This is a genomic window from Pseudomonas sp. ok266, from assembly GCF_900110195.1.
Lineage (GTDB): Bacteria > Pseudomonadota > Gammaproteobacteria > Pseudomonadales > Pseudomonadaceae > Aquipseudomonas > Aquipseudomonas neuropathica.
Genome location: NZ_FOCU01000016.1, coordinates 19,080 through 34,360 on the forward strand (window position 1 = coordinate 19,080; position 15,281 = coordinate 34,360).

Sequence of the window (15,281 nt, forward strand, 5' to 3'; positions counted from 1 at the left end):
GGTATCCGCCATGGTCAAGCCATTTAAGGGCTTGTGTATTAGAGGTTGTTGCAGAGAGAGGTAAATTCGCTCCGCGCCTATTTGCATAGGTAGCCTGTCTATCGCCGTTTTCGCAGTGAGCAATCAGCAGTATCCCCAACTCGTGTAGGACGCCGGAATTTGCCTACATCTCTTAAACGGTCATTGAGCGGCTTTCTCTTTTGAAACATTACATTTCCGAAGAGTGATGGCCTTTCGCTTGACGCTAACCCCCGCTGTCGTAGACTCCGCACATCCGTCAGGGAGTAGCGGTTATGCAGCGTTTTCGCGGTTGGGTTATCGGATTGACCTTAATAACGTGTGCAGTTCAGGCGCAAACGCCCGGGCCAGACGATCCGCTGCTGGATAATCCGGCGACGGGGTCGGCCACTGCGAGCAGTGAGGCGCGGGGGGTGTTGCGGGCGCGCGATCAGGCGACGCTGGCCAGTGAGCTTTCCGGGCGGATTGTCGAACTGCCGTTCAGTGAGGGCGAGTCGTTCAAGAAGGGCGATACGTTGGCCCGTTTCGATTGCTCGGCCTATCAAGCGCAGCTGAATGCCGCACAAGCGGCCAGCCGTGGTGCCGGTGAAGAGCTGGCGCATAACAAACAGTTGGCTGCACTCAACTCTGTCGGGCGTTTCGAAGTGGCGCGGGCCGAGGCCAAGGTCAGCGAAACTCAGGCGCAATCCCAGGTGTATCAAGTGCAGGTCAAGCGCTGCAGCGTCGTCGCGCCGTTCGACGGGCAAGTGGTCGAGCGCAAGGTGCAGCGCTATGAAAGCGTGCCGGCCGGTGCACCGCTGCTCGATGTCGTCGATAACCGCACCCTCGAAATTCATTTGCTGGTGCCGTCGCGCTGGATGGCCAGACTCAAGCCCGGCCAGACCTTCAGCTTCGTTCCCGATGAAACCGGCCAGGCCATCGACGCCACGGTCAAACGCCTCGGCGCGCGAATCGATGAGGGCAGTCAGACCCTGTTGCTGGTCGCAACACTTCCCGAAGCCAAAGGTTTGCTCGCCGGCATGAGCGGCACCGCGCGTTTCCCGGAGCTGAAGTGAACGCGCCGGTGAGCGGCGGCGCTGAACAGGTGTTCGCGCGGTTTCTCGACCTTGAACGGCAGACTCGCGCTGCCCGTGATGCCGCGCAACTGGCCTACAGCCTGGTCAATGACGGCCAGTCGTTGTTTGGCTTTCGCCATGCCGCGTTATTGATCGCCGGCAAGGTACAAGCCGTGACGGGCGTCAGTGCGGTCGAACCGAATGCGCCGTTCGTGGCGTTCGTTGAGCAGGCCGTGGCGCAGTTGTTCAAGCAGGGTGTGCTGAAGCAAGCGCGGGTGATCGCGCCGGAACTGCTCAGCGAATCGATCCAGGCCGACTGGCGCAGTCTGTCCGCTGCGCAGGTGTTCTGGTTACCGCTGGTGGATCGCGACGCGCAGGTGTTCGGCGGCTTGTGGCTGGCGCGCGATGTGCCGTGGAATCCTTCCGAACAAGTCTTGCTGTCGCAACTCGGTGACACCTACAGCCACGCCTGGCTGGCGCTGCAACCGCGCAAACCGTGGCGGCTGCGCTGGACCCGCAAGCGTCAGGTGGCGTTGCTCGCGGTGCTGTTGCTCGGGCTGTTGCTTCCGGTGCGTCAATCGGTGCTGGCCCCGGCCGAAGTGGTACCGCTGGGTGGCCGCGTGGTGGTGGCGCCGCTGGACGGAGTAATCGCCGGGTTTCTGGTCAAACCCAATCAAACTGTAAAAAACGGCGATGTGCTGGTGCGTTTCGAAAGCACCACGCTCAAGGCGCAGGCCGACGTCGCTGAGCGTGCGCTGGGTGTGGCCGAAGCTGAACTGAAATCCAATTCCCAGCGCTCGTTTGCCGATGCCGAGTCGAGCGCAAAAGTCGACTTGCTCGCCGCTCGGGTTGAGCAGAAGCGCGCCGAACGTGACTACGCCCGTGAGCTGCTCAAGCGCAGCGAAGTGCGTGCCGAACGTGATGGCATCGCGGTGTTCGCCGACGCCGAGCGCTTGACCGGCAAACCGGTGCAGACCGGCGAACGCCTGATGGAAATTGCCGACCCCAATCAGGCTGAACTACGTATCGAACTGGCGGTGGGCGACGCGATCTCGTTGGAGCCTGGTGCCGAAGTGGCGTTGTTTCTCGACAGCGATCCGCTGAAGCGCCATCTCGCCACACTGGAACGCTCGGCGTACGAGGCGCAGCCGACGGCGGGCGGGCAACTGGCCTATCGGCTCGACGCCAATTTTACCGAGGCACCGCCACGCATCGGCCTGCGCGGCACGGCGAAAATCTTCGGCGACCGCGCGCCGCTGGCGCTGTACTTGCTGCGCCGGCCACTGGCCGGTTTGCGCCAGAGTGTGGGTCTGTAGATGAATCTGCCGAGCCTGCGTGCCGACCTGCAACTGTCGCCCGCGGCACCGGCCTTGGACGGTTCGCCGCGCTGGACCCTCGCCGATCCGGTGCGCGGGCGTTATTTCAAACTGGGCACGGCGGCGATGCGCTTGTTGCGCCATTGGTCGTTGGGCGACGCCGAGCAAGTCTTGCGCGCGGCCAATCGCGAGCCGGGTTTACCGTTGACCGGCACCGAGCTTGAGCAGTTGCTGGAGTTCTTGCGCGGACACGATTTGATCAGTGCGCTCGACGATCAACAGCGCGCCAGCTACCGCCTCAAGGCCTTGGCACAGAAGCAAAGCCTGTGGCAAATCCTCCTGCATCAATATCTGTTTTTCCGTATTCCGCTGTGGCGCCCGGACGCATTTCTCAATCGCGCGTGGCCGTGGCTTGCGCGCTTCGGCCCGCGCCTGCTGCGTTACGGTTTCCCGGCGACGCTGGCGTTGGGTGTGTTTCTGGTGGCGCGCGACTGGCAGCGTTTTATCGGAACGTTTCCACACCTGTTCAGCCTCGGCGGCGCATTGGCGTTTGGCGTGGCGTTGTTCTTTGCCAAGCTCTGTCACGAATTCGGCCATGCGTTCATGGCCAAGCGCGCCGGGTGTCGAGTGCAGAGCATGGGCGTGGCGTTCATGGTCTTGCTGCCGATGTTCTACACCGATGTCAGCGACGCCTGGCGGGTCAATGATCGCCGTGCGCGATTGCTGATCGGTGCCGGCGGTGTGCTCGCGGAATTGCTGTTGGCGTGTATTGCGCTACTCGCATGGTCGTTGCTGCCGGATGGACCGGGGCGCACAGCGGCGTTCATGCTCGCCAGCGCCACGTGGATCACCACGCTGGTGGTCAACCTCAATCCGTTCATGCGTTTTGATGGTTATTTTCTGATCAGTGATTTCTGGGAAGTCGACAACTTGCAGGGGCGCGCATTTGCCCTGTGCCGTTGGCGCCTGCGCGAGTTTTTGTTCGGTTATGGCGCCCCGGCGCCGGAGCCGTGGTCGCCGAAGATGCAACGGCGTTTGCTGATCTGGGGGTATGGCTCATGGTTGTGGCGTGCAGCGTTGTTTTTCGGGATCGCACTGGCGGTCTATCACCTGTTTTTCAAGGTGTTGGGGATCTTCCTGATGCTGGTGGAACTGGTGTGGTTCATTTTTCTGCCGATCATGCGTGAGTGGCGCCAGTGGTGGAGCCGCCGCGAACAGGCGCACGGCCCGCGCGTGCTGCTCAGTGGGTTGGCGCTGCTCGGATTGTTGCTGGTGCTGATCGTGCCGTGGCGCAGTTCGGTGGAGTTGCCGACCATGCTCGAGGCCGGGCGCGCCAGTGCCCTGCACGCGCCGACGGCGGCGCGGGTCAAAGCGGTGAAGGTGACGGACGGGCAGAAAGTCGCGCAGGGCGATGTGCTGATCGAACTGGAGTCACCGGATCTAGAATCGCGGCTGGCGATCGTGCGCCGGGAAATCCAGATCCAGCAGCTGTTGATGCGTCGTCAGGCCAGTCGCAGCGAAACCGCCGCCGACGCTGGCATTGTCGAGCAGCGATTGGCCGAAGCGGTCGCCGAATACCGCGGGCTGACGGCGCAACGCGAACGCTTGCTGCTGCGCGCACCGCAGGCCGGCAACGTGCGTGATCTGCTGCCGAACATGACGGTCGGGCGCTGGCTGTCGAGCAAGGATGCACTGGCACGGGTCGTCGAAGACGGCGCGCGCCTGCGCGGTTATCTCGCCGAAGCCGAATTGTGGCGAGTCAAGCCCGGGGCCAGTGGCCGCTTCATCGCCGATGACCCGATGCACCCGGCGCTCGCCGTGCAATTGAATGAAATCGACACCAATGGCGTGGCCTACGTCGATCAGGAGGCGCTGACCTCCGATCACCACGGGCCGATTGCCGTGCGCCGCGATCAACAGCAGCGGGCCGAACCGGTGCAGGCGCAATACGGCGCACGGCTCAGCGTGCTCGATACCGCGCCGACACCGCCGCAACCGTTGCGCGGTGTCGTGATTTTGCAGGGTAGCGGCGAATCGTTGCTCGGTGTGGCATGGCGCCGAATGGCGGCGCTGGGGGTCAGGGAAAGCGGTTTCTAACGGAGAGCACGATGGCGGACAACGCAGCAGTGGCGGCAGACGGATTGGTGGTGCGACCTTCGCGGGCAACCGACGCGCCATTTTTGCAGGGCCTGTATCAGACGGCGCGGCCGGACCTGCAATGGGTCGACGGCGAGCAGGAACAGGTGCAGCAACTGGTCGCGCAGCAGTTTCAGGTGCAGGAGCAGGGCATGGGCGACAACTACCCCAACGCCATGCACTACGTGGTAGAAAAACTCGGCACGGCGATTGGCGCGTTGAGTACTGATTTCGGCGCCAACGAGATTCGCGTGTTGTACCTGGCGTTCATTCCGCAGGCGCGTGGCCATGGCTTTGGACGGGCGGTGCTGCAAGGCGTGCAGAAAGCCGCGCAGCAGATTCGCTGCCCGGTGGCGACGGTGGTCTGGACCAGCAATCCCCATGCGCGACGGCATTACCTCGCGCTCGGGTTTGCGGTTGAAGAAAGCAACCCGGCGGCGGAGCGACTGGTCTGGTATCCCCAGTAATCTCCGTGCAGGAGCCGCCGAAGGCTGCTCCTTGGGTTCGGGTCAGTTGAAGGTGATGTGGAAGTAAGCCAGCTCTGGCGGCCGCCCCATCGGTGGTACGCGCGACACGAAGATGCCGTCCACTCGCCCCAGTTCAGGCAACTCCAGTGTACATAAACCATCGACGAATTCAGTCGCTTCCAGGCTGCTCAGTTCGACGCTGAATGGCATGCGCTCGCTGTAACGCATTTGCGCCAGCGGTTTCTCTGCGAGTTCGCCGATATGGATTTGCAATGCGCTGCCATCGGGCAGATACAGGGTGCCGATCCGCCCGAGAAGGGCCTGGAAATGTTGGCTTTTAACCGATTGCAGCATGGTCTCGCTCCGGCAAAGTGGGGAGCCGGGGGAGGGTGATCCCCCGGTGGTCGATCAGTTACGCGAAGGGAAAATGCCGTTCAGCGCGATGCTGAAGTTCATCACCAGATACGGGTTCATGATGGGCAGCGGCAAGCCGTTGCCAGTTGGCGAGATCGTGCCGCTGATAGTGGTGGCCGCGCCTTTGAGCGGAACGGGTGATGCGCCCTGAGCATCGGAAAAGATATTCGCCAGACCTGGTCCGGTCCCCGAAGCACCAATGTAGGCGTTGGTCGCGGTCGGCGCGCCCGCCGGATTGCTGGCCGGGTTGGCCAGTTGCACGGTGGTGGTGGCGGTGAGGCCGGCGAGGGTGTGAGTGTGGTTCGGCAGGTTGTTGAGGGTGGCGGTGATTTGTTCGGCGCCGGAGATTTCGCCCATGACTCTCGGCGTCAGGCCCCCGCCATTGCCTTGGCAGATCGGCATGCGGCTCTGCAGGTTGGGCAGGCCGAAGTTGACGGTACCGTTGCCGCCGTAGGTGGTGCCGAGCAATGCAAACAACGCCTGGTTCTGGTTGATGCCGATGATCTGACCGTTGCACAAGGCCCAGCCGCTGGGCGCGTAGTTGAAGGCAAACGTCAGAACAGTGCCCATGTAAACGTCCATAAAGTCCTTATCCTTCTGATTGGTTGTCGGCGGGCCGCTAGTGGGATCAGGCTGGTGCTATTGCCTTGGCACTCCGTGGCCAGGTCACGCCACGCCAGAGCGTAGACGCGGATTGGCAAGGTTGCCGGGTGTCGTGAAGTCGCAAATCGGCATCGACGGTTCTCCTGCGCCTGACCTAGAGTGACTGGCAGGTTCGGGCTCATACAGGCGTGGTGTCGTGGCACGGCAAGAGGAAGCGATGGCGGTCAACAGAGTGACACCGGTGGGCGACACACAGGATCCGCATGCGACGCCGGGTTCGTGGTTTGTCCGCTTGCCCTTGATCCGTTGGGCGAGGGAGCACTGGCTGCTGCCGATCCTGCTCTTGGCCGCCGCTGTGCGTTTTTACGACCTGACTGCGGCGGCGATCTGGGGCGACGAAGGTTCCAGCCTGCTACTGGCGCGCTACTCGCTGGGCGATATCTGGCGCCACGCGGCGTTTGATGTGCATCCGCCGCTGTACTTCATGCTGCTGCATGGCTGGATCGAACTGTTCGGCGACGGGATTTTTGCCATTCGCTGTCTTAGCGCTCTGGCCGGCCTCGCCGTAGTCGGAATGGGTATCTGGCTGGTGGATCGCTTGGCCACGCGCCGCGCTGCGATCCTCGCCGGCCTGCTGCTGGCGCTGTTGCCGACGGCGGTGCGCTACAGCCAGGAAGTGCGCATGTATTCGCTGCTCGGCCTGTTGTTGATCGCCGCGACGCTGGCGTTGGTCTACTGGATCCGCCGGCCGCAGCGTCATCGCTATCTGGTGGTTTATGCGCTGTTGATGACGGCGGCGTTCTATACCCATTACTTCGCGGTGCTGGCGGCGCTGTGTCACTGGGTTTATCTGGGAGTAATCCGGTTCCAGCGCGGCTATCGCTTGCGGCAAATCCAGCGCCCGGGCTGGTGGCTGGCGAATCTGGCCATCGCGGCGTTGTACCTGCCGTGGCTGCCCAACCTGCTCGATCTGACGCAGCACATGGAACAACTCAAGGTCGGTGGCGATGTCGGCTGGGAAGACCCGGTGACGCTGGCGTCGTTGCCGTCGATGATCTGGACATGGCTGATCCAGGATGACGGCGAACATCTGCCGTTGCTGGTGTTCGGCGCGTTGCCGCTGGCATTGCTGCTGCTGACGGCGGTGGCGGTCATTCGTGATCGCAGCGTGTCGCGCGGCAGTGTCCTGCTGGCGTTGTACACCGGCTTACCGCTGTTGCTGGTGTTTGCGGTGTCGTTCATCACGCCGGTATTCATCGAGCGCTACCTGACCGCCTACGCCCTGGGTTTGCCGCTGCTGGCGGCGCTGGCCATCGACCGTTTGTACAGCCGCGTGCGGGTCCTCGCGTTGGCGGTGCTGGTGGTATTGCTCGGGGTGGAAATGGTTGGTCTGAACAACAACGCCGCGGTCGACAGCAGTGATCAGTTCGATCGCGTGGTGAACTACGTCAATCAGCATTTCCAGCCCGGAGATCGCATCATCACCAGCGACATGCTCTGGTACTTGAGTTACGTCTACTACGATCGCACCGACGCACAGGTGCGGCTGTACACGCCGCCGGCTGCAGACGGCCGCTCGACGCGGCCGAATCAATATGGTTTCGGTACGCTGGTCAGCGACGATGTCTACCTCGACAGCCTTGCCGAGGTTTCTGGCAACGCGCGGATATGGCTGGTCGGCACCCAGGATGACCCGACAGAGTTTGCAGCGCTGCCCGCCACTTGGCAGATCAGCGCGCAAGTCCATGCGGGCGGGGCACAAGTGCGCTTGATCACGCCGAAATCCGCAGCCGAATAGCGACTGTTCAGACTAAAACGTTTCACCTTTAAATCCGCGATAAAAAAATAACTGGTTAGTTCTTTTTGCTCTGAATTGATATCAAAACACTACTAGTCGCAGGGGGGTTGTTGGACTACGCTTTGTCGGACAAAGGGACTTTTGATCAGGGTGAAGGGATTGCAGCAGTTCCACTTTATCTCCGGCTTGCCGCGCTCAGGCTCCACCCTGCTTTCTGCGATTCTTTTGCAGAACCCGCGCTTTCACGCCGGCATGACCAGCCCGGTCGGATCGCTGTTCGCCAGTGTCCTCGAGCAATGCAGCGCCGGCAGTGAATACGGCGCGGTAATTGACACCGACATGCGCCGTCGTCTGTTGCGTGGTCTGTTCGACTCCTACTATGCCGACAAGGCCGACAAACCGGTGGTGTTCGACACCAATCGGCAGTGGAGCTCGCGTCTGCCGGCACTCAACGATCTGTTTCCGCAAGCCAAAGTCATCGCCTGCGTACGCAACGTCGCTTGGGTCATGGACAGTCTTGAACGCTTATACCGCGCCAATCCCTTTGAAAACACCAAGCTGTTTGGCGATGCCGTCGAGCGCAACACGGTGTACAGCCGTTGCGAAACCCTGGCTCAGCGCAATCGCCTGGTAGGTTTTGCCTGGGCTGCGCTCAAGGAAGCCTATTACGGCGAACACGCTGACTCACTGCTGATCATCGATTACGACTTGTTGACCCAGGCGCCGGAGCGCGTGCTGCGGCTGGTCTATGAGTTTATCGGTGAGCCCTGGTTCGAGCACGATTTCGAACATCTGGCCTATGACGCGCCGGCGTTCGACCAAGGCCTTGGCCTGGCTGGCCTGCACAAGGTCAAACCGAAGGTGGCCTTGCAGTCACGGCGCACCATTCTGCCGCCCGACCTGTTCAAGCAATACGCTGATTTGTCCTTTTGGCTCGATGGTTCAGCCAGCGCCGCCAATGTCATTCGTATGAAATCCGACGCCGCGATCAGTTGATCGCGGCGTTTTTCATTGATGCCTTACGTACCTTCGTTCGAGTTCGGGTGAGCAGCATGTGGTGGAGCATTTTTGGCGGTGCAAAAGTCAGGTCTCGGGCAACCGCAGGTCAGCGTTCGCTGGCCTCGCCGATGATCATGTCGCTGGAGCCGCGCATGCTGTTCGACGGCGCGGTGGCCGCCACCGTGGCCGATACCGCTGCGCAAGCCGACAGCCATGCACCCCCCGCTGCCGATGCGGCCAAGGCGCCGGCAGCCGATCATCCCGTAGCGAGCAAGGACACCCACGGCCAGGCTGATGCCACGCCGGCGGCCAGCCCGGTCGCGGTGCCCGGTCAGAGTGTGGTGTTCGTCGATTCGCGGGTGAAGGATGCCGACAGCCTGCTGCAAGGCATTGCTCCCGGCACGCAAGTGGTGAAACTCGACGCCAGCAAGGATGGTTTGCAACAGATCGCCGACTTCCTTGATCAGCATCACGGCGTCAGCTCGGTGCAGATCATTGCCCACGGCAACGCCGGTGACTTGTGGCTGGGCAACAGTTATCTCTCGGCAGACAGCGTCGCCCAGCGCAGCGCGGTCCTCGCGGAAATCGGCAAGGACATGAACGCCGGTGGCGACATCCTGATTTACGGCTGCTACACCGCCGAAGGTGATCGTGGCTTGAGTTTCGTCGACTCGCTGGCGCAGTTGACCGGACGTGATGTGGCCGCTTCGAACAATCGCACCGGTGTCGGCGGCGACTGGGATCTGGAGATCGCCACCGGCACCATCGAAAGCGCCAACGTGCTGTCGAGCAAAGCCATGAGCGAGTACCAGTGGGGCCTGGCCACCTGGACGGCGACCAACAACCTCAACTCGGGTGTCGGCTCCCTGCGCGCGGCGCTGGCTTCGGCGCAGAACGGCGACATTGTCACGTTCAGTTCCGGCATGACCGTTCAGCTCACGTCGGAATTGCTGATCAACAAGAACATCACCGTCGATGGCGACCTGAACAACGACGGCGTCGCCGACGTGACCCTCGATGGTCAGTACAAAACCCGCGTGGTGGAAGTCACCTCCGGCAGCACCGTGACTCTCGACGGCCTGGTGATCACCAAAGGTCTGGTGGCGGGCAACGGCGGTAATGGCGGCTCGGCGGCGGCGGGCGCCATGGGCGGCGGTATTTTCAACGCCGGCACTCTTACCCTGAACAACGTCACCGTGACCGCGAACGCCGCTTCCGGCGGTGGTGGCGGCGGGGGGGTGACCGGCGGTTATGTCGGCGGTGGCGGTGGCGGTGGCGCGGGTATCGGTGGCCAGACCGGTGGCCATGGTGGTTCGTCCGGCCCAGCCACCGGCACTTATGCCGGCGGCGCAGGCAGTGCCAATGCCGGCGGTTATGGCGGTGGTTACAGCCCGACCGACATGGGCGGCCGAGGCGGCACCAGCACCGGTGGCGTGGGCGGCAATGGCGGCAACGCCGGTGCCGGTTACAGTCATGGCGGCAATGGCGGTTCGGCGAGCAACGGCAGCCTGTCGATTGGCGGCGGCGGCGGTGGTTCCGGCTGGGACAAAGTCGGCGGCGTCGGCGGCAATGCGGCGGGCGGTATCTACAACGCTTCGAGCGGCACCCTGAAAGTCATCGGCACCTCGGTCATCAGCAACAACATTGCTGCCGGCGGCGGCGGTGGTGGTGGCGGTGGGGTCGGCAGCAACGGTGCCGATGGCGGTGCCGGCGGTCGCGGCGTCGGGGCGATCTGGAACAACGGCGGTGTGGTGCTGATCACCGCGAGTAACTTCGCGGCGATCAGCGGCAACGGCGCCGCCAGCGGTGGCGGGGGGCTTTCCAACGGCGGTTCGACCGGCACGACGCCGAGCGCACTGGTGGGAATCTACAACAACGGCGGTACGCTCAACACCGCTTACGTGGAACCACCCACCGCCACCGTCGTGGTCGCCGATACCGCGCTGAGAATCGGCGAAACCTCGCTGGTGACCATCACCTTCAGTCGTGCGGTCAGCGGTTTCACCAACGCCGACCTGACCATTGCCAACGGTACGCTGACCAGTGTTTCCAGCGCCGACGGCGGAATTACCTGGACGGCGACCTTCACGCCGACCAACAACATTACCGACACCACCAACCTCATCACCCTCGATAACACCGGGGTGGCGGCAGTGTCCGACAGCGTGGCCGGTGTTGGCACCACCAACTCGAACAATTACGCGATCGATACTCAGCGCCCGACCGCGACCATCGTCATGGCCGACACCGCGCTGAAAATTGGCGATACATCTCTGGTGACCATTACCTTCAGCGAAGCGGTATCCGGTTTCACCAACGCCGACCTGACAATTGCCAACGGTACGCTGACCAACGTCAGCAGCGCCGACGGCGGCATCACCTGGACAGCGACGTTCACCCCGAACGCGAGCATTAGCGATGCCACCAACCTGATTACCCTGGACAACACCGGGGTGGCGGATCTGGCCGGCAACGCCGGCAGCGGCACCACCGATTCAGCCAATTACGCGATCGACACCGTGCGTCCGACAGCGACCATTGTCGTTGCCGACACCAATCTCGCGGCAGGCGAAACCTCTGTGGTGACCATCACCTTCAGCGAAGCGGTGAGCGGCTTCACCGCCGCCGACCTGACGGTGGCCAACGGCACCTTGAGCGGACTGAGCAGCAGCGACGGCAGCATCACCTGGACCGCCACGCTGACGCCAACCACGAGCGTCACCGACACCACCAACCTGATCACTCTGGACAATACCGGTGTCAATGACCTGTCCGGCAACGCCGGCACTGGCAGCACCAACTCCAACAACTACGCGATCGACACCGCGCGGCCGACGGCGACCATCGTGGTCGCCGACAACGCGCTGAAAATCGGTGAAACCTCTCTGGTGACCATCACCTTCAGTGAGGCGGTCAGCGGTTTCACCAACGCCGATCTGAGCATTGCCAACGGTACGTTGAGCGCAGTCAGCAGCGCGGATGGCGGCATCACCTGGACGGCCACTTTCACGCCGACCAGCAGCATCACTGACGCCACCAACCTCATCACGCTGAATAACAGCGGGGTCACCGATCTGGCGGGCAATACCGGCGTCGGCACCACCGATTCCAACAATTACGCGATCGACACCGTGCGGCCGACCGCCACCGTGGTGTTCGCGCAAAATACTTTGAAAATCGGCGATACCTCGCTGGTGACCATCACCTTCAGTGAAGCGGTGAGCGGTTTCACCAACGCCGACCTGACCATCGCCAACGGCACTCTGACGGCGGTCAGCAGTGCGGACGGCGGGATTACCTGGACGGCGACGTTTACGCCGAGCGCGAACATCACCGATGCCACCAACCTGGTGACGCTGGACAACACCGGTGTCGCCGACCTGGCCGGTAACGCTGGCAGCGGCACCACCGATTCGAACAATTACAGCATCGACACCCAGCGGCCGACCGCGACCATCGTGATCGCCGATCCTGCCCTGAGCGCCGGCGAAACCTCACTGGTGACCATCACCTTCAGCGAAGCGATCAGCGGTTTCAGCAACGCCGACCTGACCGTGCCCAACGGCACGCTCACGGCGGTCAGTAGCGCGGATGGCGGCATCACCTGGACAGCGACGTTCACGCCGACCGTGGGGGTCAACGACACCAGCAATATCATCACCCTGGCCAACACCGGGATCGCTGACCTGGCCGGGAACGCCGGCACGGGCACGACCAACTCGGGCAACTTCACCATCAACACCGTGGCACCGACCGCGACCATCGTCGTCGCTGACAACAGCCTGACGATTGGTGAGACGACGACGGTGACCATCACCTTCAGCGAAGCCGTCAGCGGTTTCAACAATGCCGACCTGACGATTGCCAACGGTACGCTGACGGCGGTGAGCAGCAGCGATGGCGGCATCACCTGGACGGCGACGTTCACGCCAACCAGCAACATCACCGACGCCTCCAACCTGATCAGCCTCGACAACAGCGGCGTGCAAAACGCCTCCGGCAACGCGGGCAATGGCACCACCAACTCCAACAACTACGCCATCGACACCCAACGCCCAACGGCAACCATTGCACTCGCCGACTCGGCACTGGGCGTCGGCCAGACCACCACTGTGACCATCACCTTCAGCGAGGCGGTCAGCGGTTTGACTCTGGCCGATCTGACCGTGGCCAACGGCACGCTCTCCGGATTGAGTACGTCGGACAACATCACCTACACGGCGACGTTTACGCCGTCGGCGGGCATCACGGACACCAGCAACATCATCACCCTGGACAACACCGGCATTACTGACGTGGCGGGCAACACCGGCAGCGGCACCACCGACTCGGGCAACTATGTGATCGACAGCCAGCGCCCTACCGCCACCATCGTTATCAGTGATACCGACTTGCGCCCGGGCGAAACCGCGCTCGTCACAATTACCTTCAGCGAGGCGGTCACGGGCTTCGACAATTCCGACCTGAGCGTCGCCAACGGCACGCTGAGCAACGTCTCGTCGAGCGACGGCGGCATCACCTGGACCGCCACGTTTACCCCGACCATTGGCCTCAGCGATGCGACTAACCTGATCGTGCTGAATAACGCTGGCATCAGCGATCTGGCGGGCAATGCCGGCACCGGCACCACCAACTCGGCCAACTACGCGGTGCAAACCGAAGTGCCGACGGCGACCATCGTCGTTGCGGACACCTCGCTCAAGGCCGGCGAAAGCTCGACGGTGACCATCACCTTCAGTGAAGCGGTCAGCGGTTTCAGCAACGCTGACCTGACCATCGCCAACGGCACCTTGAGCAATGTGGCCTCCAGCGACGGCGGCATTACCTGGACCGCTACGCTGACGCCGACCGCCAACATCACCGACACCAGCAACCTGATCACCCTCGACAACAGTGGGGTGACCAACGCTTCTGGCAACAGTGGCGTCGGCACCACCGATTCGAACAATTTCGCCATCGACACGGCGTTGCCGACTGCAACCATCGTGGTCGCCGACAATCGCCTGGGCATCGGTGAAACCACCACAGTGACCATCACGTTCAGTGAAGCAGTCAGCGGTTTTGACCTGTCGGACATCAGTGTCGCCAACGGCACATTGGCGAACCTGACCAGCAGCGATGGCGGCGTCACCTGGACCGCCACGCTGACGCCAACCGCCAACGTCAACGATGCGACCAACCTGATCATCGTCGACACCGCCGGCGTGCAGGATCTGGCCGGCAACCTTGGCGCCAGCATCGCCATTTCCAACAATTACGCGCTGGATGCGACCCGGCCAACGGTGGACATCGTGGTCGCCAATTCGCACTTGGGCATCGGCCAGACCACCACGGTGACCTTCACTTTCAGCGAGGCGGTGAGCAATTTCGACTTATCCGACCTGAGCGTGACCAACGGTGATCTGAGCAACCTCAGCAGCAGTGATGGCGGCAAGACCTGGACCGCGACCTTCACGCCGACCGCCAACGTCAGCGATCCGAGCAACTTCATCGCGCTGGACACCAGCAACGTCACGGATCTGGCCGGTAACGTCGGCAGCACGGTGGCGGTGTCGAACAACTACGCACTCGACAGCGAACGGCCCACGGCGACGGTGGTGATTGCCAATCCGAATCTCGGTCTCGGCCAGACCTCCCAGGTAACCATCACCTTCAATGAGGCGGTCAGTGGTTTTGATCTGGCGGACATCAATGTTGGCAATGGCACCTTGTCCAACCTGAGCAGCAGCGACGGCGGCAAAACCTGGACCGCGACCCTGACGCCGAATGCCAACGTCAACAGCGCCAGCAATGCCATCAGCGTCAACAGCGCCGGGGTCAGTGATCTGTCCGGCAACAGCGGCAGCGGTGTCAGCAGCTCGAACAATTACGCGATCAACACCGTGCCGGCGGTCGTTCCTCCCACTACGCCAACCAGTGTGGTGATTCCCGATCCACTGATTCGCAGCAGCGATCCGGTGGCGCCGCCACCGCCGCCGAACGTGCCGTTACAACCGATCATTTTCACCGCGCCGACCGGCGATCTCGGTTCCCCGCTGACCTTCGCGCCGCTGTTCGAGCAACGGGTGATCGGCAATGGCATCCGTCCGCTGGGCGATATTTTCATGAATCACGGAGCCCTCAGCCCGAGCTTCATCGCGCAAGTGTTCAGCAGCAGCGACAGCGGCGCTGATGGATCCGGTCACGGCTTCCTCGGTTTTGGCGGGGGTGACGGCGGCGTGTTCGGCAGCAGCACACTGGCGAGCCTGTTCAATCAGGACAGTGCCACCGAGCGCGATTCATTGAATGCGTTCGGCAGTCAGTCACTCAAGGCGGGTGATGTTTCTCAAGGCCTGCGTGGCGTATTTGGCGCGCCGACGCTGGGCCAGCAACTGCAACAACTCAAGGACAACGAACAGCACCGGGTCGACAACCTGGCGGCAGCACTGCAACAGGTCGGCATCAGCGAAATATCGGCCTGAAAAAACCATAACTC

9 protein-coding genes are annotated in these 15,281 nt (G+C 62.4%); 7 read left to right on the forward strand and 2 right to left on the reverse strand.

Annotated elements, in window-relative coordinates; translation table 11 throughout:
• The first annotated feature begins 293 nt into the window (after positions 1–293).
• The 4 genes from BMY54_RS26220 to BMY54_RS26235 are packed head-to-tail and all read left to right on the forward strand — an operon-like array spanning position 294 to position 4,992.
• Positions 294–1,073 carry an efflux RND transporter periplasmic adaptor subunit gene (locus BMY54_RS26220; protein WP_093440224.1) on the forward strand — a complete coding sequence of 260 codons (780 nt, stop codon included), beginning with the start codon at positions 294–296 and terminating at the stop codon, positions 1,071–1,073.
• A complete protein-coding gene (locus BMY54_RS26225; RefSeq protein WP_093440229.1) occupies positions 1,070–2,389 on the forward strand; it encodes an efflux RND transporter periplasmic adaptor subunit in 1,320 nt (439 codons plus the stop codon). The genes BMY54_RS26220 and BMY54_RS26225 overlap by 4 nt, the downstream gene beginning before the upstream one ends.
• Positions 2,390–4,486 (forward strand): site-2 protease family protein, encoded by a 2,097-nt coding sequence (locus BMY54_RS26230; protein ID WP_093440233.1) that lies wholly within the window; start codon positions 2,390–2,392, stop codon positions 4,484–4,486.
• Positions 4,487–4,497: 11 nt separating this feature from the next.
• A complete protein-coding gene (locus BMY54_RS26235) occupies positions 4,498–4,992 on the forward strand; it encodes a GNAT family N-acetyltransferase (protein ID WP_093440237.1) in 495 nt (164 codons plus the stop codon).
• Positions 4,993–5,034: 42 nt separating this feature from the next.
• On the opposite strand, the gene BMY54_RS26240 is transcribed toward BMY54_RS26235, so the two are convergent.
• Complete coding sequence (locus BMY54_RS26240; protein WP_093440242.1) at positions 5,035–5,346, reverse strand: DUF6916 family protein; 312 nt, start codon at positions 5,344–5,346, stop codon at positions 5,035–5,037.
• Between the two features lie 54 nt (positions 5,347–5,400).
• The gene (locus BMY54_RS26245) at positions 5,401–5,988 is read right to left on the reverse strand and encodes a phage tail protein (protein ID WP_093440246.1); all 588 of its coding nucleotides are present in this window, start codon (positions 5,986–5,988) and stop codon (positions 5,401–5,403) included.
• Positions 5,989–6,226: 238 nt separating this feature from the next.
• Here BMY54_RS26245 and BMY54_RS26250 point away from each other — a divergent pair, with 238 nt between their 5' ends.
• The 3 genes from BMY54_RS26250 to BMY54_RS26260 all read left to right on the forward strand — a co-directional run bounded on the left by BMY54_RS26250 (position 6,227) and on the right by BMY54_RS26260 (position 15,267).
• Entirely contained in the window at positions 6,227–7,807 is a 1,581-nt protein-coding gene (locus BMY54_RS26250; protein WP_093440252.1) for a glycosyltransferase family 39 protein, read from the forward strand.
• Positions 7,808–7,957: 150 nt separating this feature from the next.
• Positions 7,958–8,803: a sulfotransferase family protein gene (locus BMY54_RS26255; RefSeq protein WP_093440257.1), complete on the forward strand. Its 846-nt coding sequence runs from the start codon at positions 7,958–7,960 to the stop codon at positions 8,801–8,803.
• A 56-nt stretch (positions 8,804–8,859) separates the two neighbouring features.
• Positions 8,860–15,267: an Ig-like domain-containing protein gene (locus tag BMY54_RS26260; protein WP_093440262.1), complete on the forward strand. Its 6,408-nt coding sequence runs from the start codon at positions 8,860–8,862 to the stop codon at positions 15,265–15,267.
• Positions 15,268–15,281: the final 14 nt, after the last annotated feature.

Bases quoted from the DNA above. Each gene is read 5' to 3' on its own strand.
- BMY54_RS26220 (WP_093440224.1), top strand. From the start codon at position 294: ATGCAGCGTTTTCGCGGTTGGGTTATCGGATTGACCTTAATAACGTGT.
- BMY54_RS26230 (WP_093440233.1), top strand. From the start codon at position 2,390: ATGAATCTGCCGAGCCTGCGTGCCGACCTGCAACTGTCGCCCGCGGCA.
- BMY54_RS26235 (WP_093440237.1), top strand. From the start codon at position 4,498: ATGGCGGACAACGCAGCAGTGGCGGCAGACGGATTGGTGGTGCGACCT.
- BMY54_RS26240 (WP_093440242.1), bottom strand. From the start codon at position 5,346: ATGCTGCAATCGGTTAAAAGCCAACATTTCCAGGCCCTTCTCGGGCGG.
- BMY54_RS26245 (WP_093440246.1), bottom strand. From the start codon at position 5,988: ATGGACGTTTACATGGGCACTGTTCTGACGTTTGCCTTCAACTACGCG.
- BMY54_RS26250 (WP_093440252.1), top strand. From the start codon at position 6,227: ATGGCGGTCAACAGAGTGACACCGGTGGGCGACACACAGGATCCGCAT.
- BMY54_RS26260 (WP_093440262.1), top strand. From the start codon at position 8,860: ATGTGGTGGAGCATTTTTGGCGGTGCAAAAGTCAGGTCTCGGGCAACC.